The organism is Enterobacter sp. ECC-175 (assembly GCF_043968675.1).
GTDB lineage: Bacteria > Pseudomonadota > Gammaproteobacteria > Enterobacterales > Enterobacteriaceae > Enterobacter.
On sequence record NZ_CP143776.1, the window covers coordinates 3345943 to 3362204 of the forward strand.

Consider the following 16262-nt stretch of genomic DNA (forward strand, 5'->3'; position numbering starts at 1 on the left):
GAGTCACGCTCAGCGTCGACGGGCTCGCCCGCCGGCGCGTAATAAACAGCAGCCCGCGCGCAACGCGCGGCATATAACACGAGCGCGCGATGATGAGCACATTCTTCCTGCAACAGCTAGTGAATGGGTTAACGCTGGGGTCCGTCTACGGGCTGATCGCCATCGGTTACACCATGGTGTACGGCATTATTGGCATGATTAACTTCGCCCACGGCGAGGTGTATATGATCTCCGCCTATCTCTGCGCCATTGGCCTGGCGCTACTGTCGTTCTTCGGCCTGCAGTCATTTCCCCTGCTTATTCTCGGCACGCTGGTCTTCACCATCGTGGTGACGGGGGTGTACGGCTGGACCATCGAGCGCATCGCCTACAGGCCGCTGCGCAACTCGACGCGGCTGGCGCCGCTGATCTCCGCCATCGGGATGTCCCTGATCCTGCAAAACTATGCCCAGCTCAGCCAGGGGCCGCGCCAGCAGGGGGTGCCCACCCTGCTTGACGGCGTGTTCCGCGTCCATCTGGGAGAGGGCTTCGTTCAGATCACCTATACCAAAATCTTCATCCTTTTAGCGTCGCTTGCGGGCATGCTGCTGCTGACGTGGATCATCAGCCACACCAGGCTGGGCTGCATGTGCCGCGCGGTGCAGCAGGACCGTAAAATGGCGTCGATCCTTGGGATTAATACCGACCGGGTGATCTCGCTGGTGTTTGTGATCGGCGCGGCGATGGCGGGCCTTGCCGGCGTGCTGATCACCATGAACTACGGAACCTTTGATTTCTACGTCGGGTTCGTCATTGGCATTAAGGCCTTTACCGCCGCGGTGCTGGGCGGCATTGGCTCTCTGCCCGGCGCCATGCTCGGCGGGCTGATACTGGGGGTCGCCGAAGCGCAGTTTTCCGGCATGGTGAACTCCGACTACAAAGATGTGTTCTCGTTTGGATTGCTGGTCGTGATCCTGATCTTCCGCCCCCAGGGGCTTCTTGGCCGCCCCGTCGTCGCCAAAGTATAAGGAACAGAGAGATGACACCATCCGAGGGTTTCTCCCTGAAGCGCTGCGTGCTGGACGCGGTTTTCTCCGGCCTTATCGCGCTCATTATCTTTGGCCCTGTCGCCGGCGTTGTTCTGGACGGCTACAGCTTCAACGTTGAGGGAAAGCGGCTGGCGTGGATTATCGCCATCGTGATGCTGGGACGCTTTCTGCTGAGCGCATTTTTAGCCACCCCGCCCGGCGCGCGGTTTCAGGCGCGCTTTGAGGCCGACAGCGCGGGGGTTTACGTTCGCCCGCCGGAGTACAAAAGCCGCCTGCGCTGGATCGTTCCGCTGATTATCGCTCTTGCGATCTGCTTTCCCTTTGTCGCAACCAAATACGTGTTGACCGTCGCCATCCTCGGGCTGATCTACGTCCTGCTCGGCCTTGGCCTGAACATCGTGGTTGGCCTGGCCGGTCTTCTGGATCTGGGGTACGTCGCCTTTTACGCCATCGGGGCCTATGGCCTGGCGCTTGGGTACCAGTATCTTGGGCTGGGTTTCTGGAGCATGCTGCCGCTGGCCGCGCTGATGGCCGCCGCCGCGGGCGCGCTGCTCGGCTTCCCGGTGCTGCGCATGCACGGCGATTATCTGGCGATCGTGACGCTCGGCTTCGGCGAGATTATTCGCCTGATCCTTAACAACTGGCTGACCTTTACCGGCGGCCCGAACGGCGTCTCTGCCCCGCCTCCTACCCTCTTCGGCCTCGAGTTTGGCCGACGCGCAAAAGAGGGCGGCGTGCCGTTTCACGAGTTCTTCGGCCTGACCTATAACCCGAACATGAAGTTTATCTTCATCTACGCGGTGCTGTTTATCGTGGTGCTGCTGGTGCTTTACATCAAGCACCGGCTGACGCGAATGCCGATCGGCCGGGCGTGGGAGGCGCTGCGCGAAGACGAGATTGCCTGCCGCGCGATGGGCCTGAACCACGTGCTGGTGAAGCTATCGGCTTTTACGCTGGGCGCATCGACGGCGGGCATTGCCGGCGTGTTCTTCGCCACCTACCAGGGCTTCGTTAACCCCACCTCGTTCACCTTTTTTGAATCCGCGCTGATCCTCGCCATCGTGGTGCTCGGAGGGATGGGCTCGACCGTGGGCGTGGTGCTGGCGGCGTTTGTCCTGACGGTCACCCCGGAGCTGCTGCGCAGCTTTGCGGAATACCGCGTGCTGCTGTTCGGCATGCTGATGGTGGGCATGATGATTTGGCGGCCCCGCGGCCTGATCCGGATAAACCGCAGCGGTTTTACCGTGCGTAAGGGCGTGGCGCCATGAACGCAACCATACTGCGCGTAGAGCACCTGATGATGCATTTTGGCGGCATAAAGGCGCTGAATGACGTCAATCTGGAGGTGCGCCGCGGGTCGATCACCGCGCTTATCGGTCCGAACGGTGCGGGAAAAACCACGGTGTTTAACTGCCTGACAGGCTTTTACAAGGCCTCCGGCGGCGCTATCCAGCTGAACACCCGCCGAAAAACGACCGACGTTATCCAGGTGCTCGGGCAGGCGTTCCAGCCGGGCGACTGGGTTAACCCGGCGCAGCTGGGACAGCGGCTGTTCTATAAAATGTTTGGCGGGACGCACCTGGTGAACCGCGCCGGGCTTGCACGCACCTTTCAGAATATCCGCCTGTTCCGCGAGATGTCGGTGGTTGAGAACCTGCTGGTCGCGCAGCATATGCGCGTTAACCGCAGCCTCCTCGCTGGGGTGCTCAACACTCCCGCCTACCGCCGCGCGGAAAGCGACGCGCTGGATCGCGCATTTTACTGGCTGGAAGTGGTGGATCTGGTGGATTGCGCTAACCGCCTGGCGGGTGAAATGTCCTACGGCCAGCAGCGGCGGCTCGAAATCGCACGCGCGATGTGCACCGGGCCGGAGATGATCTGCCTCGACGAGCCCGCCGCCGGGCTGAACCCGGTTGAAACGCACAGGCTGAGCAGCATCATCCGCTTTCTCCGCGACCATCATGCGATGACGGTGTTGCTGATTGAGCATGATATGGGGATGGTCATGGACATTTCCGACCGCATTATCGTGCTCGACCATGGTGACGTGATCGCTGAAGGAACGCCGGAGGAGATCCAGCATAATGAAAAAGTCATCGCCGCCTATCTGGGGACCGACGAAAGCGAGGTAGCCCTGTGAACGAGCCGATGCTGGAGTTTCGTGAAGTCGACGTGTTTTACGGCGCGATCCAGGCGCTAAAGCAGGTCTCCCTGCAGGTGAATCAGGGAGAAACCGTGGCGCTGATCGGCGCGAACGGCGCGGGAAAATCGACGCTGCTGATGTCTATTTTTGGCCAGCCCCGCATACGCGGCGGGCAGATCCTGTTCCGCGGGGAGGATATTAGCCACCGCTCAACCCACTACGTCGCCTCCGGCGGCATTGCCCAGGCGCCCGAGGGGCGGCGCATCTTTCCGGATATGACCGTGGAAGAGAACCTGCTGATGGGAACCATTCCGATCGGAAACACGCACGCGGCGGAAGACATGCAGAAGATGTTCGACCTGTTTCCGCGCCTCAAGGAGCGGCGCAAGCAGCGCGCCATGACGATGTCAGGCGGCGAGCAGCAAATGCTCGCCATCGCCCGCGCGCTGATGGGCCGCCCTAAGCTGCTCCTGCTGGATGAACCCAGCCTGGGCCTCGCCCCGATTGTGGTGAAGCAGATTTTTCAGACGCTGCGCGAACTGGCCCAGGGCGGCATGACCATTTTTCTGGTCGAGCAAAACGCCCATCACGCGCTGAAGCTTGCCGATCGGGGCTACGTGATGGTCAACGGCCAAATCCGCCTCAGCGGTAGCGGCGACGAGCTGCTGGGAAATCAGGAGGTGCGGAGGGCGTATTTGGGCGGGGTGTGAGTGAAGAGGAGAATTTCAGGCACAAAAAAACCACCCGTAGGTGGTTTCACGACACTGCTTATTGCTTTGATTATTCTTTGTTTCCCATGGTAGCCGGAGTGGGACTTGAACCCACACAGCGCGAACGCCGAGGGATTTTAAATCCCTTGTGTCTACCGATTCCACCATCCGGCCAGGGAAGAAAGTGGAGGCGCGTTCCGGAGTCGAACCGGACTAGACGGATTTGCAATCCGCTACATAACCGCTTTGCTAACGCGCCGTAAAATCTTTCAAACTGACACCCGCTGTTGCGCATGTCTTTAATTTGGAGCGGGAAACGAGACTCGAACTCGCGACCCCGACCTTGGCAAGGTCGTGCTCTACCAACTGAGCTATTCCCGCATGTCATCAGGTGTTATCTAATCACTTGATTTCATTATCGTCTGGCGAACCGTGCCGCCGTTCGATGCGTTGCATTCTACTGATATGGCGTTTTGAGTCAACGTTATTTTTTGCATCCCCGGATCGTTTGCTGAAAATTACGGCGAAACGATCACTGTTCAAGCAAATCGCCGCGGGCGGCGTTTAAATATTGCAGCATTGACCACAGCGTAAGCACCGCCGCGACCCACAGCAGGCCGATCCCCGCCCACTCAACCCAGGCGTTTGGACGCCACAGCATCCACACCAGCGCGGCCATTTGCGCGGTGGTTTTGACCTTGCCGATCCAGGAGACCGCCACGCTGCTGCGCTTGCCCAGTTCCGCCATCCACTCGCGCAGCGCGGAGATGATGATCTCACGGCCAATCATCGTTGCCGCAGGCAGCGTCACCCACCAGGTGTGATAGTGTTCAGCCACCAGCACCATCGCAATCGCCACCATCACTTTGTCCGCCACCGGATCGAGGAACGCACCAAAGCGGGTGCTCTGGTTCCAGCGGCGCGCCAGATAGCCATCAAACCAGTCCGTGACGGCCGCAATCAGGAAAATGAGCGCACAGGCAAAGGGAGCCCAGACAACCGGCAGATAAAACGCCAGTACAAAGAACGGGATAAGTACGACGCGAAAGAGGGTAAGCAACGTAGGGATATTATATTGCATGATGACGGTAACTGTCTGTTGTCAGTAAAATTTAGCTCTATGTTGCTACAGAGCCCTCAATGTTTCAACGAGTAGTAGATCTTTTCTGCCAGCGCTTGCGAAATACCTGGCACTTTTGCAATTTCTTCAATGCTGGCATTGAGTAAGCCTTGCAATCCGCCCATATATTTTAGCAGCATCTGTCGACGCTTCGGCCCCACGCCTTCGATGGTTTCCAGCGTGCTGGTATTTTTGACTTTGGCCCGTTTCTTACGGTGGCCGCCGATCGCATGATCGTGCGACTCATCGCGAATATGCTGGATGACGTGCAGCGCGGGAGAATCCGGCGGCAGGCTGAAGCCCTCGCCTTCCGGCTCAAAGAACAGCGTCTCGAGCCCGGCTTTACGATCGGCCCCTTTTGCGACGCCTAACAGCAGCGGATGGTTTTTATCCCATTCCACGTCAAGCGAGGCAAAGACCGCTTTCGCCTGGCCGAGCTGCCCTTTCCCGCCGTCGATCAGAATCACGTCCGGGATCTTGCTCTCTTCAATCGCTTTGCCGTAGCGACGGCGAAGCACCTGATTCATTGCCGCATAATCATCGCCCGGGGTAATGCCGGTAATGTTGTAGCGGCGATACTCCGCGCGCAGCGGGCCATTCGCATCAAACACCACGCAGGAAGCCACCGTCTGCTCGCCCATCGTGTGGCTGATGTCGAAGCACTCCATGCGTTTAACTTCCGGCAGCTGGAGCACCGTCGCGAGCGCGCTTAGGCGTTGATGCACCGTCGACTGCTGGGAGAGTTTCGTCGTGAGCGCCGTCGCGGCGTTGGTGCGCGCAAGCTTGAGGTAGCGCGCGCGGTCGCCGCGCGGTTTGGTCTGGACGTTCACCCGCCGCCCGGCAAGTTCAGAAAGCGACTCCGCCAGCAGGGTTTTATCGTCCAGTTTGAAGTCGAGCAGGATCTCCGAGGGCAGCGTGCGCATCTGGCTTCCCTGGAGGTAGAATTGCCCAACGAACGTTTCGACCACTTCGCCAAGCTCCGTGCCGCCCGGCACTTTCGGGAAGTAGCTGCGGCTGCCCAGCACTTTTCCCTGGCGGATAAACAGCACGTGAACGCAGGCCAGCCCGGCGTCAAAGGCGACGCCGATCACGTCCAGATCGTCGCCCGTATTCGAGACAAACTGTTTCTCGGTGACCCGCCGCACGGCCTGGATCTGGTCGCGAATGCGCGCGGCCTCTTCAAATTCCAGCGCGCCGCTGGCCTTTTCCATGCGGGCAATCAGCTGCGTTAGGACCTGGTCATCTTTACCGGCTAAAAACAGGCGCACATATTCCACCTGCTGCGCATACTCCTCTTCGCTGACCAGCCCCGCGACGCACGGCCCGAGGCAACGGCCAATTTGATACTGCAGGCACGGGCGCGACCGGTTGCGGTATACGCTGTTCTCGCACTGGCGAATCGGGAAAATCTTTTGCAGCAGCGCCAGCGTTTCGCGCACCGCGTAGCCGTTCGGAAACGGCCCAAAGTATTCCCCTTTCGCATGCCTGGCGCCGCGGTGCATCGCCAGACGCGGATGGGTGTCCCCGCTCAGAAAGATGAAGGGATAGGACTTATCGTCGCGCAGCAGGACGTTATAGCGCGGCTGGTAGAGCTTTATATAGTTGTGTTCAAGCAGCAGCGCTTCCGTCTCCGTGTGCGTTACGGTGACGTCTATATTCTGGATGAGGGCAACGAGGGCTTCGGTCTTCCGGGAGGCCAGATTGCTGCGGAAATAGCTGGAAAGGCGCTTTTTGAGATCTTTCGCCTTACCAACATAGATAACCGTACCACCAGCATCATACATGCGATAAACGCCAGGCTGGCTGGTAACGGTTTTGAGAAACGCTTTTGAATCGAAAACTTCACTCACTGACTGACTAACGACTCCGCATTGCACAGACCATGACGAATAGCCAGGTGCGTCAATTCGACGTCACCGTGAATGTTCAGTTTACTGAACATCCGATAGCGGTAGCTGTTAACCGTTTTCGGGCTGAGATTCAACTGCTCGGAAATCTCATTCACCTTCTGACCTTTAGTGATCATCAGCATAATCTGCAATTCGCGCTCAGACAAACTGGAAAACGGAGAATCCGTTTTATCGGGCTCGATCTGGCTCAGCGCCATTTGCTGTGCAATGTCCGAAGCGATGTAGCGCTGTCCGGCAAAGACAGAGCGAATGGCGTTAACCACTTCCTGGGGCGCGGCGCCTTTACTGAGATAGCCAGCCGCGCCCGCCTGCATGACTTTCGCCGGCAGCGGGTTCTCGGTATGTACGGTCAGCATGATGACTTTGGTATCAACAAACGTACGGGCAATTTTGCGCGTAGCTTCAAGCCCGCCAATGCCGGGCATGTTCATATCCATCAGCACCACGTCTGCCGAGTTGGCGCGACACCATTTCACGGCATCTTCGCCGCAGCAGGCCTCACCGGCGACTTTAATACCCTTTATATCTTCAAGAATGCGACGTATCCCTGCGCGCACCAGTTCGTGGTCATCAACAAGAAGGACGTTGATCAAAGGAAATGTCTCCAGAATAGGGATAACGCTACTGACTGCTAATTGCGTTTATATTAACGTTTTTCGGGGAAAGATTAAAACGTTAAAATCCGGCGAGTGGACGTTGCTCTCGTTTTTGGAAATGAGCCTGTACAGAGGCTGGAAACAGCTCCCGCAAAATAGAGGCTGTACCACTCTTTTTAAGCACCTGTATTCAAAAAGTTACAAAACGTTTTCACGAAAGACGAGCAAAATAGTCTCTTCTATTTTTTGTAACAACAATTAACGGAACGAACACGTCAGATAAACATTTAATAGACTTTATATGCTATATGCTGCTCAGATTACCCAACGACCGCGGCGTGGTAAATAAACGAAGCGATGAAAAGTACAAAAAACAACCGCTGCATTTTTTGCTAAAGCTTGTGGTATACTCCGCCGCCTTAACGTTCATCGTCGCGCTCGAGCGCTGTTTTATAATGAGGAAAATAAATGAGCACACCTGAATTCGCCACGGCAGAGAATAACCTGGAGCTGGCTCAGGAAGTCAACTGCCTGAAATCCCTTCTGACGCTCATGCTGCAAGCGATGGGCCAGGCCGATGCAGGCCGGGTGATCATTAAGATGGAAAAACAGATCGCGCAGATGGAAAACCAGGCGGAATCCGCCGTTTTTGCCAATACCGTTAAGCAAATTAAACAAGCCTACCGTCAGTAAAAAAATAACGGCTGGATGCGAAGCATTCAGCCGTTGTCTTGTCTGGCACGCAGAACGTATTATCCGATCAGATCAGCCCCGTGGCGGCCGCATAGCACGCTATCTGAGTTTTATTCGGCGCGTTGAATTTCTTCTGCATATTCTTCTGATGGAAATTAACCGTATTTTCCGAAATAGAAAGAATGATAGCGATTTCCGCCGACGTCTTCCCTTCTGCGGTCCACTTCAGAATTTCCCGTTCGCGCTTGCTGAATTTCATTTCCGGCGGCATCACCGTTTCGTGCTCAAAGCGAAGCAGCGAGGTAAGCGCCATTTGCACCAGCATCTGCAGCCGCAGCTCTATTTCTTCGTTGGACAACGGCGTGGCTCTGGCGCTTTCGCGCGAGACGGACAAAAAGCCCATCGCATGGTTTGGCAGCATCAGGCACTGCGTTATTCCTGAGCGCAGGCCGTGATCGCGCGCGCCGTCCCACAATACCTGCGCATCGGCGAATAATTCATCGGACCACGGCAAATGGCCCTGAATGAAATTCTCCGGTTTTAATACCGGATCGATTGCGAAATAATTCTCCGCCTGATAGTGCTTCATCCACGGCTGCGGATAGCTGGCGTAAACGGAAACTCTTGGGCGCGTAAACGGCACAGGGTGACGCACGCACAGCGAGTAATAATCAAATTCCAGCGCCTGCGTTTGCTGCTGCAGCTCCTGATAAACCTCGTCGGCACTGGTCAATGCCTGAAACCGTAGATAACATTCCCGTCGCCAGGTAAAAAAGTCTGTATCCCTCATACGTACTGAATAAAGCCTCTGCTAAAGATAATCATTATTATGGTGAATCTAACCTATCACATAAAAACTTTTTTAGGACCATAAAATATCGGCAATATTATGATTAACTTTAGATTAAATAGGGTTTATTTAAACTGAATGGAATAAAAAAACACGGTGGCGGTAAAAGCAGAGAGAATAATTTGCTCCAGATAAACAATCTGGAGCAAACCGGTGCAAAAATGCTACTGCATGAGGAATTTTTCAAGGAACTGGCGGGTGCGCGGCTGCTGCGGGTCGGCAAACAGGCTTTTCGCCGGCCCCTGCTCAACGATGCGTCCCTGGTCCATAAAGATGGCGCGGTCGGCAACGTCGCGGGCAAAGCTCATTTCGTGCGTCACGATCACCATCGTTCGCTTCTCCTGCGCCAGCTGGCGAATGGTGTTGAGCACCTCCCCCACCAGCTCAGGGTCAAGCGCGGACGTCGGCTCATCGAACAATATCACGTCCGGGCGCATGGCGAGCGCGCGCGCAATGGCCACGCGCTGCTGCTGCCCGCCGGAGAGACGGCGCGGATAGCTCGTCTCTTTGCCGGCCAGTCCGACCTTCGCCAGCAGTTCACGCGCGCGCGCCGAGGCCTCTTCTTTCGATTCGCCCTTAACGATAACCGGCCCTTCGATGATGTTCTCCAGCACCGTACGGTGCGGAAACAGGTTAAAGCTCTGAAATACGAAGCCCACGTGCTGGCGCAGGCTGCGGATCAAACCCTTTTGCTGGCTGATGGATTTGGCGGTGTCGATGGTGATATCCCCCACGCGAATCGTGCCGCCCTCAGGCTGTTCCAGCAGGTTGATGCTGCGCAGCAGCGTGGTTTTCCCCGAGCCGCTCGGCCCGATGATGGCGACGACTTCCCCCTGCTCCACCTCGAGATCAATGCCGTGGAGCACCGTTTGACCGTGGAATTTTTTTACCAGGTTTTTAACGTCGATAGCACTCATTTCGGATCACGCTCCTGGCGGTTCAGCTGGTTTTCAAAATAGTTTTGCAGCGCGGACAATATCGTCGCCATCACCCAGTAAATCAGGGACGCGGCCAGGTACATGGTGAACACCTCCAGCGTGCGCGAGGTGATGAGCTGCGCCTGGCGGAACAGCTCCGGTACCTGAATCGTGGCCGCCAGAGAGGTGTCCTTCACCAGGCTGATGAAGCTGTTGCTCAGCGGAGGCAGCGCGACGCGTGCCGCCTGCGGGAGGATCGCACGGCGCAGGGTTTGCCACGGCGTCATGCCGATACTGGCGGCCGCTTCCCACTGCCCTTTGTCGATAGACGAAATGGCCGCGCGCAGCGTTTCCGAGGTGTATGCCGCCGTGTTCAGGGACAGACCGATCATCGCCGCCGGGATTGGATCAAGCTCAATGCCGAACTGCGGCAGGCCGTAGTAGATCATAAAAAGCTGGGCGATGAGCGGCGTGCCGCGAAAAACGGAGATGTAAAACCGCGCCAGCCAGCGCACAGGCCACACTTGCGACATGCGCATCAGCGCCAGCACAAACCCGAGCACCAGCCCGAAGAACATCCCGCCGATGCTGAGCTGCAGCGTAAACACGGCGCCTTTCAGCAGATACGGCAGAGAATCAATAACCAGTTGAATACTTTCTTGCATTATTATTTTTCGACCTGATTTTAGACCTGAGGATGGTAGGCGAACAGCGCGGGCGCCCCGCCGGTATGGACAAATAAAATCGGCCCTTCATCCTTAAAGCGCTTTTGAGCGATCCCGTCGATCAGCCCCGCCATCGCCTTGCCGGTGTAGACCGGGTCCAGCAAAATGCCCTCGAGACGGGCCAGCACCTTCACAGCCTCCATCCCTTCATCGTTTGGCGTGCCGTAACCCGGCGCGAAATAGTCATCCCAGAGCAAAATATCGGCCTTTGCCTGAAGCTCAAGCTGCCCGGCCACCGCCTGCTGGATCGTAACGACCTTAGGCTTTTGATCCGCCACGCTGCGGGAGACCGTCACGCCGATCAGCTCCACGTCCGGCAGGAGCTGCTCCAGCCCCACCGCCAGCCCGGCGTGCGTGCCCGCGCTTCCGGAAGCCACCACCACGGAGGATAAACTGACCGCCCCTTCGCACTGCTGGGCAATTTCCAGCGCGCTTTCCACGTAGCCCAGCGCGCCGAGCGCGTTTGAGCCGCCCACCGGAATGACGTACGGGCGGAAGCCCTGCGCTTCCAGACGCGTCGCCAGCTCGTCGAGCTGCGCCGCCGGGTCGGTCAGGGCATCAACCATTTCGACCTGCACGTTGAACAGGTCCAGCAGCAGGCGGTTACCGTTGGTGAGGTAGTTTTCAGCCGTCGTGCCGATGGGGTTTTCCAATAGCGCCACGCAGTGCAGGCCCAGCTTCGCCGCGACCGCCGCGGTCTGACGCACGTGGTTGGACTGAATAGCGCCCGCGGTAATCAGCGTATCTGCGCCTTCGCGCAGCGCGTCGGCGGCGAGAAACTCCAGCTTGCGCAATTTGTTCCCGCCCATCGCCATGGGGGTTACGTCGTCACGCTTGATAAAAATATCGCGCCCCACGTAGTCGGAAAAGCGCGGCAGGTACTCGAGCGGCGTCGGCGCGCCGATAAACTCCAGCCGGGGAAAGCGCGTTAAATTCTGCAGTGACATGAAACCTCCGGTAACTCTGTATTTATATAATATTTTTATTATGCACGTTGTCGCACCAGAAATAAAAAAGGCGCTTTTAAAAGCGCCTTTTTTTAACGGTCAACGACTTATTTGGTCACGTCAGCGCCAAACCATTTTTCGGAGAGCGCCTTCAGGCTACCGTCCTTCTGCATGTCAGCAATCGCGGAATCGATCGCTTTCAGCAGGTCTTCATTGCCTTTGCGCACCGCCACGCCGGATTCCTGACGGGAGAACGCATCACCGGCTACCGCCAGGGTATTGTTGGTTTTCTTCACCAGATCCAGCGCCGCCAGACGGTCAACCAGGATTGCGTCGATACGGCCAACGCGCAGGTCCTGATATTTGGTCGGGTCATCGTCATAGGTGCGAATGTCCACGCCCTGCACGTTCTGGCGCAGCCACTCTTCGTAGTTAGTGCCCAAGCCGACGCCCACCTTTTTACCTTTCAGGTCGGCAGCGGATTTAATCGTGCCCTCATTCCCTTTTTTCACCAGCGCCTGAATACCGGACACGGTGTACGGCGTGGAGAAGTCGTATTTCTTCTTACGCTCGTCAGAGATCGTGACCTGGTTAATCACCACGTCAATACGTTTGGAGTCCAGCGACGCCAGCATGCCGTCCCATTTGGTCGGCTTCAGCGACGCCTTCACGCCCAGATGCTTGGCCAGCTCTTCGGCAAATTCCACTTCGAAACCGGTCAGCTTGCCGTCATCGCCCTGGAAGCTAAAGGGAGGATAGGTGCCTTCCAGCCCCACCAGCAGCGTGCCGCGCTCTTTCACTTTATTCAAAAGATTGTCCGCCGCGAACGTTTTCACGCTCATTCCCGCGACCAGCGCAACGGCCATCATCCCCATCATCGCCTGACGACCCAGAAGTGCTAATTTCATAAGTACCCCGATACAGTGGAATTTTTGAGTAGTGTAGAGAATTCGCCCGTAACGTCAAAGGCGACTTCTCTACATCTTATTCATTTTTAATATATATCAGAAGTTGTTTCGGCGTGGACTTTCTGCTTCATCGCGCCGGGCATTTGAACCTTATATTGCGCGTACTTGCGCAGCGCGATGCGGTAGTTATTGGTGCTGGTTGCGGGCAGCCACGGCTCCAGATTTTCATCCAGATACCCTGTATGCAGCAGATCGCGGGAGATGTTTTGCACGGACAGATGCTGGCCCAGGCGGCGCAGGCGAACCACGTATTCGCGCACGGTGCCGTGGCTCATTTCCGTCTGTTCGAACAGAAATTGCTTAAAGCCGATGATATCAAAGAAGTCGCTTTGCTCTTTGCAGTGGAGATCGCCACAGAAACGGCAAAGCGCTACCCACTCCCGCTGCTCTTCGAGCCAGGCGGCTTCGTCCAGCAGGGTGTCGAGACGAGAAATCGCGATTTTGTTGACGATTTCGCCGCGACGCACCAGCGTGATGCGGTCGAGTAGCTTGTTGCAGTGCGCGCAATGCGTCTGGCTGTGCTTAAAGTCTTTCAGGTAGCGGCTTAGTGGCCGTCTTTTAAGGTGCTGCACCGTCATGATAACTCCTGGTTGTCAATACGTTGTGCGGCATTCGTTAGATGAATCAATCACCTAGAGCTTACCCAGTTTGGTCCGTAAGCGTTTAATGGCCTGGCTGTGCAGCTGGCTAACCCGCGACTCCCCCACTTCCAGCACCGCGCCAATCTCTTTGAGGTTGAGCTCTTCCTGGTAATAGAGAGTCAACACCAGCTGTTCGCGCTCGGGCAAGGCCTCGATGGCTTCCATCACGCGCTGGCGTAAATTACCTTCCATTAAATGGTGTAACGGGTTTTCCTGCTGGTGCTCATCCGTCACCAGCTCGATGCTATCGCCATGCTCTTCGCGCCACTCGTCATAGGAGAAGAGTTGGCTATTATTGGTATCGAGCAACATCTGGCGATACTCTTCAACAGCAATACCCAGACGCTCCGCCACTTCGGTTTCCGTCGCGTTGCGCCCAAGCTCCTGTTCCAGCTGCCCCATCGCATGCGCCACTTCGCGCGCGTTGCGGCGAACGCTGCGCGGCACCCAGTCGCGGCTGCGCAGCTCGTCCAGCATCGCACCACGAATACGCTGAACTGCGTAAGTCGTAAATGCCGTTCCTTGCAGAGCGTCGTATCGGTCAACTGCATTCAATAACCCGATACCGCCCGCCTGTAGCAGATCGTCCAGTTCCACACTCGCCGGCAAACGCACCTGGAGGCGCAATGCTTCGTGACGCACCAGCGGGACATAACGCTGCCACAGCGAGTGTTTATCCATTACACCTTCAGCGGTATAGAGTGTATTCACGATAAACAGCCCTGCGTTAATTGAGTTATCGGCATGATTATCCGATTCTGCAGGGCGTTCAATTGGATGAAAAAGGGGGATAAAGTGAGGTTATTCTGGGGTTGCCCCATGCAGGGGCATTTTCAGGCGCTAAATTAACAGCTGCAGCAGGGAAAGATCGTCTCCCATCCTCACGTTTTCTATTTGCTGGTGAAAGAGCTTTTGCACATCGGCATTATGCTGGCTAAGAGAATGAAAACTATAAATAACGTCGATGACGTTGTCCTGACAAATTTCCCCCGCCACCTTCGCCTGGCCCGCCAGCAGCGTTTTAATGTAATAGTATTCCGCCACGATCAAATAGAGGTTATTCAGCATGCCGCGGCCGTTATTTTGCGGGAAGCCCTGCTGCCACAGCTTATATTTGAAAAAGTTCTTAAACAGGTGGTCATTCTGAATCAGTAAATCCGCGGAAGCGCTACGCCATGCCGCTTCGATATCCTGCATGATACGCTGCGCGTCGTCCGCCGCGTCAAACTGAGCGTACAGCTGCCTGAAATAGCGGTTCAGCACCGCCCCGCCCCGGCTCGCCATTTTTTGCGAGAAGTAGCTTTGCATCAGTGAGATAAGCGAGAATTTAAGACCGTAGTTTTGCGAGAAGCCCTGTAGTTCGGCCTTTATTTTGCCGCTCTGAAGCTCGTTCACCAGCGCGAAATAGACCGTTTCAAGCGTGGAAATACCGTCTTCAATACTCTCAAGCTTTTCGGCCACCATGAGGAATTTCACCATGGCGTAAATTTGCTCTTCAACGCTGACGTTCGCCACGTTCAGGATATTCTGGCAGAAGAGGTTAATCACCTTCGTGCGCATATTCAGCGGCGGCGCGTTATTGACGTCCTGCTGCACGTGCGTGGATTCCATCAGCGCCATCGACTCGCGGTCGCTCAGTAAAAGCCGCGTCACCTCGGGGCACGACAGGTTCAGTGATTTTTCAACGTCGTTTTTATAGATTCGGTTAGCGCGCGGAAAAGTTGAGCAGGTTGGGCTAAGCGCCTCGGCGCCGAGAGATGCGTGGATCGCGCAGAGTTTTTCCGCGTCCATAAACGGGCAGCTATTGCTTTCCGTATGGAATATCACTTCGCCCCAGTTCTCGTACTGCTTTTTAGTTACCTTTATGCCCGTTTTCGCAATATGGCGAATCGCGGCGTTTTTGCTGTTCTGATAGCGATTAACCGACGATTTATCAAACGAGATGGTCCAGCCCTGGCAGCAGTGCTCGCGGCACGCGCCCCCGATGCAGGAAAAATCTGCGACCAGCTTTGGTTGGGTAACACTGATTTGTTTCATCGGCGGATACTCAAATAGCAGAGACAAAAAAACCCCGCCGAAGCGGGGCTTTACGCGTAAATTAACGCAGCAGAGACAGAACGGTCTGTGGAACCTGGTTTGCCTGTGACAGAACGGAAGTACCAGCCTGCTGCAGGATCTGCGCGCGGGACATGTTAGACACTTCAGTTGCGTAGTCAGCGTCCTGGATACGGGACTGAGCAGCAGACAGGTTAGTAGAGGTATTGTTCAGGTTGTTGATAGCAGAGGTGAAGCGGTTCTGCACAGCACCCAGGCCTGAACGCGCTTTGTCTACGGTCGCGATAGCAGCATCAATAGTTGCCAGGTCAGTTGCTTTAACCGCTTTCAGGTCGAGGGTGTCAACTTTCAGAGTGGTTGTATCAGCTTTCGCACCGCTCAGGTCCAGATCGATGGTGTCGCCGTCGTTCACGCCAACCTGAATTTTAACCACGCCAGCTGCGCCTGCAGAACCGTCCAGCAGCTTGATGCCGTTGAAGTCGGTTTTGCCCGCTACGCGGTCAATTTCTTCCAGACGTGCGGTGACTTCATCCTGCAGGGAAGCCAGGTCAGACGCGCTGTTGGTACCGGTGCTTGCCTGAACCGCCAGCTCACGAACGCGCTGCAGGTTGTTGTTGATTTCGTTCAGGGAACCTTCAGCGGTCTGCGCCATGGAGATACCGTCGTTGGCGTTACGCGCAGCCTGGTTCATGCCTTTGATTTGAGCGGTCATGCGGTTTGCAATCGCCTGGCCAGCAGCATCGTCTTTCGCGCTGTTGATACGCAGACCTGAAGACAGACGCTCAATAGCCGTGCCCAGAGAAGACTGAGATTTGTTCAGGTTGTTCTGAGTAGTCAGTGACATCAGGTTAGTATTGATAACTGCCATAATTTTCTTTCCTTCAAAAATTGGGTTTTAGGTCCGGTGCCTAACACTCACAGCGTCTCTCACCGTCAACAAGGTTATCGACGGGTCCCCA

The 16262-nt window shown here is 56.2% G+C and carries 17 protein-coding genes and 3 tRNA genes; 5 read left to right on the plus strand and 15 right to left on the minus strand.

Going from position 1 to position 16262, the window contains the following annotated elements:
- Positions 1–92 precede the first annotated feature (92 nt).
- Genes V1599_RS15940 through V1599_RS15955 form a run of 4 tightly spaced genes read left to right on the plus strand, consistent with a single transcriptional unit; the run spans position 93 to position 3881 of the window.
- Positions 93–1007 (plus strand): branched-chain amino acid ABC transporter permease LivH, encoded by a 915-nt coding sequence (locus V1599_RS15940; RefSeq protein WP_395301586.1) that lies wholly within the window; start codon positions 93–95, stop codon positions 1005–1007.
- Positions 1008–1018: 11 nt separating this feature from the next.
- Positions 1019–2296, plus strand: a complete 1278-nt coding sequence (gene livM / locus V1599_RS15945) for a high-affinity branched-chain amino acid ABC transporter permease LivM (RefSeq protein ID WP_395300406.1) — start codon at positions 1019–1021, stop codon at positions 2294–2296.
- A complete protein-coding gene (locus tag V1599_RS15950; protein WP_112010671.1) occupies positions 2293–3168 on the plus strand; it encodes an ABC transporter ATP-binding protein in 876 nt (291 codons plus the stop codon). The genes livM and V1599_RS15950 overlap by 4 nt, the downstream gene beginning before the upstream one ends.
- Entirely contained in the window at positions 3165–3881 is a 717-nt protein-coding gene (locus V1599_RS15955) for an ABC transporter ATP-binding protein (protein WP_112010670.1), read from the plus strand. Before V1599_RS15950 ends, V1599_RS15955 begins: the two co-directional genes overlap by 4 nt.
- 87 nt (positions 3882–3968) lie before the next feature.
- On the opposite strand, the gene V1599_RS15960 is transcribed toward V1599_RS15955, so the two are convergent.
- The 6 genes from V1599_RS15960 to uvrY all read right to left on the minus strand — a co-directional run bounded on the left by V1599_RS15960 (position 3969) and on the right by uvrY (position 7504).
- A tRNA-Leu gene (locus V1599_RS15960) sits at positions 3969–4055 on the minus strand.
- Positions 4056–4066: 11 nt separating this feature from the next.
- Positions 4067–4140 (minus strand) — tRNA-Cys (locus tag V1599_RS15965).
- Positions 4141–4186: 46 nt separating this feature from the next.
- Positions 4187–4262, minus strand: a tRNA-Gly gene (locus V1599_RS15970).
- A 151-nt stretch (positions 4263–4413) separates the two neighbouring features.
- A complete protein-coding gene (pgsA, locus tag V1599_RS15975; protein ID WP_112010617.1) occupies positions 4414–4962 on the minus strand; it encodes a CDP-diacylglycerol--glycerol-3-phosphate 3-phosphatidyltransferase in 549 nt (182 codons plus the stop codon).
- Positions 4963–5018: 56 nt separating this feature from the next.
- Complete coding sequence (gene uvrC, locus V1599_RS15980; protein WP_297120260.1) at positions 5019–6851, minus strand: excinuclease ABC subunit UvrC; 1833 nt, start codon at positions 6849–6851, stop codon at positions 5019–5021.
- Positions 6848–7504, minus strand: coding sequence for a UvrY/SirA/GacA family response regulator transcription factor (uvrY, locus tag V1599_RS15985; RefSeq protein ID WP_112010615.1), 657 nt, complete (start codon positions 7502–7504; stop codon positions 6848–6850). The genes uvrC and uvrY overlap by 4 nt, the downstream gene beginning before the upstream one ends.
- A gap of 471 nt (positions 7505–7975) precedes the next feature.
- Between uvrY and V1599_RS15990 the strand changes: the two genes are divergently transcribed.
- A complete protein-coding gene (locus V1599_RS15990) occupies positions 7976–8200 on the plus strand; it encodes a DUF2594 family protein (protein ID WP_112010614.1) in 225 nt (74 codons plus the stop codon).
- A gap of 67 nt (positions 8201–8267) precedes the next feature.
- Here the strand turns inward: V1599_RS15990 and sdiA are convergent, their stop codons facing one another.
- The 9 genes from sdiA to V1599_RS16035 all read right to left on the minus strand — a co-directional run bounded on the left by sdiA (position 8268) and on the right by V1599_RS16035 (position 16171).
- Positions 8268–8990: a transcriptional regulator SdiA gene (gene sdiA, locus V1599_RS15995; RefSeq protein ID WP_297120254.1), complete on the minus strand. Its 723-nt coding sequence runs from the start codon at positions 8988–8990 to the stop codon at positions 8268–8270.
- Between the two features lie 224 nt (positions 8991–9214).
- Positions 9215–9967 carry an L-cystine ABC transporter ATP-binding protein TcyN gene (gene tcyN / locus V1599_RS16000; protein ID WP_112010612.1) on the minus strand — a complete coding sequence of 251 codons (753 nt, stop codon included), beginning with the start codon at positions 9965–9967 and terminating at the stop codon, positions 9215–9217.
- Positions 9964–10632 (minus strand): cystine ABC transporter permease, encoded by a 669-nt coding sequence (gene tcyL, locus V1599_RS16005; protein ID WP_112010611.1) that lies wholly within the window; start codon positions 10630–10632, stop codon positions 9964–9966. The genes tcyN and tcyL overlap by 4 nt, the downstream gene beginning before the upstream one ends.
- A gap of 20 nt (positions 10633–10652) precedes the next feature.
- Positions 10653–11639 carry a D-cysteine desulfhydrase gene (gene dcyD / locus V1599_RS16010; protein ID WP_395300407.1) on the minus strand — a complete coding sequence of 329 codons (987 nt, stop codon included), beginning with the start codon at positions 11637–11639 and terminating at the stop codon, positions 10653–10655.
- Positions 11640–11746: 107 nt separating this feature from the next.
- Positions 11747–12547, minus strand: coding sequence for a cystine ABC transporter substrate-binding protein (gene tcyJ, locus V1599_RS16015; protein ID WP_112010609.1), 801 nt, complete (start codon positions 12545–12547; stop codon positions 11747–11749).
- A gap of 86 nt (positions 12548–12633) precedes the next feature.
- Complete coding sequence (gene fliZ, locus V1599_RS16020; RefSeq protein ID WP_112010608.1) at positions 12634–13185, minus strand: flagella biosynthesis regulatory protein FliZ; 552 nt, start codon at positions 13183–13185, stop codon at positions 12634–12636.
- A gap of 54 nt (positions 13186–13239) precedes the next feature.
- A complete protein-coding gene (locus V1599_RS16025) occupies positions 13240–13959 on the minus strand; it encodes an RNA polymerase sigma factor FliA (RefSeq protein WP_112010607.1) in 720 nt (239 codons plus the stop codon).
- A 129-nt stretch (positions 13960–14088) separates the two neighbouring features.
- Entirely contained in the window at positions 14089–15285 is a 1197-nt protein-coding gene (gene fliB, locus V1599_RS16030; protein WP_395300408.1) for a flagellin lysine-N-methylase, read from the minus strand.
- A gap of 61 nt (positions 15286–15346) precedes the next feature.
- A complete protein-coding gene (locus V1599_RS16035; protein ID WP_297120233.1) occupies positions 15347–16171 on the minus strand; it encodes a flagellin in 825 nt (274 codons plus the stop codon).
- Positions 16172–16262 lie beyond the last annotated feature (91 nt).

Coding starts and splice junctions, on each gene's coding strand:
- V1599_RS15940 (WP_395301586.1), top strand. CDS start 93: ATGAGCACATTCTTCCTGCAACAGCTAGTGAATGGGTTAACGCTGGGG.
- livM (WP_395300406.1), top strand. CDS start 1,019: ATGACACCATCCGAGGGTTTCTCCCTGAAGCGCTGCGTGCTGGACGCG.
- V1599_RS15950 (WP_112010671.1), top strand. CDS start 2,293: ATGAACGCAACCATACTGCGCGTAGAGCACCTGATGATGCATTTTGGC.
- pgsA (WP_112010617.1), bottom strand. CDS start 4,962: ATGCAATATAATATCCCTACGTTGCTTACCCTCTTTCGCGTCGTACTT.
- V1599_RS15990 (WP_112010614.1), top strand. CDS start 7,976: ATGAGCACACCTGAATTCGCCACGGCAGAGAATAACCTGGAGCTGGCT.
- sdiA (WP_297120254.1), bottom strand. CDS start 8,990: ATGAGGGATACAGACTTTTTTACCTGGCGACGGGAATGTTATCTACGG.
- tcyN (WP_112010612.1), bottom strand. CDS start 9,967: ATGAGTGCTATCGACGTTAAAAACCTGGTAAAAAAATTCCACGGTCAA.
- tcyL (WP_112010611.1), bottom strand. CDS start 10,632: ATGCAAGAAAGTATTCAACTGGTTATTGATTCTCTGCCGTATCTGCTG.
- dcyD (WP_395300407.1), bottom strand. CDS start 11,639: ATGTCACTGCAGAATTTAACGCGCTTTCCCCGGCTGGAGTTTATCGGC.
- tcyJ (WP_112010609.1), bottom strand. CDS start 12,547: ATGAAATTAGCACTTCTGGGTCGTCAGGCGATGATGGGGATGATGGCC.
- fliZ (WP_112010608.1), bottom strand. CDS start 13,185: ATGACGGTGCAGCACCTTAAAAGACGGCCACTAAGCCGCTACCTGAAA.
- fliB (WP_395300408.1), bottom strand. CDS start 15,285: ATGAAACAAATCAGTGTTACCCAACCAAAGCTGGTCGCAGATTTTTCC.
- V1599_RS16035 (WP_297120233.1), bottom strand. CDS start 16,171: ATGGCAGTTATCAATACTAACCTGATGTCACTGACTACTCAGAACAAC.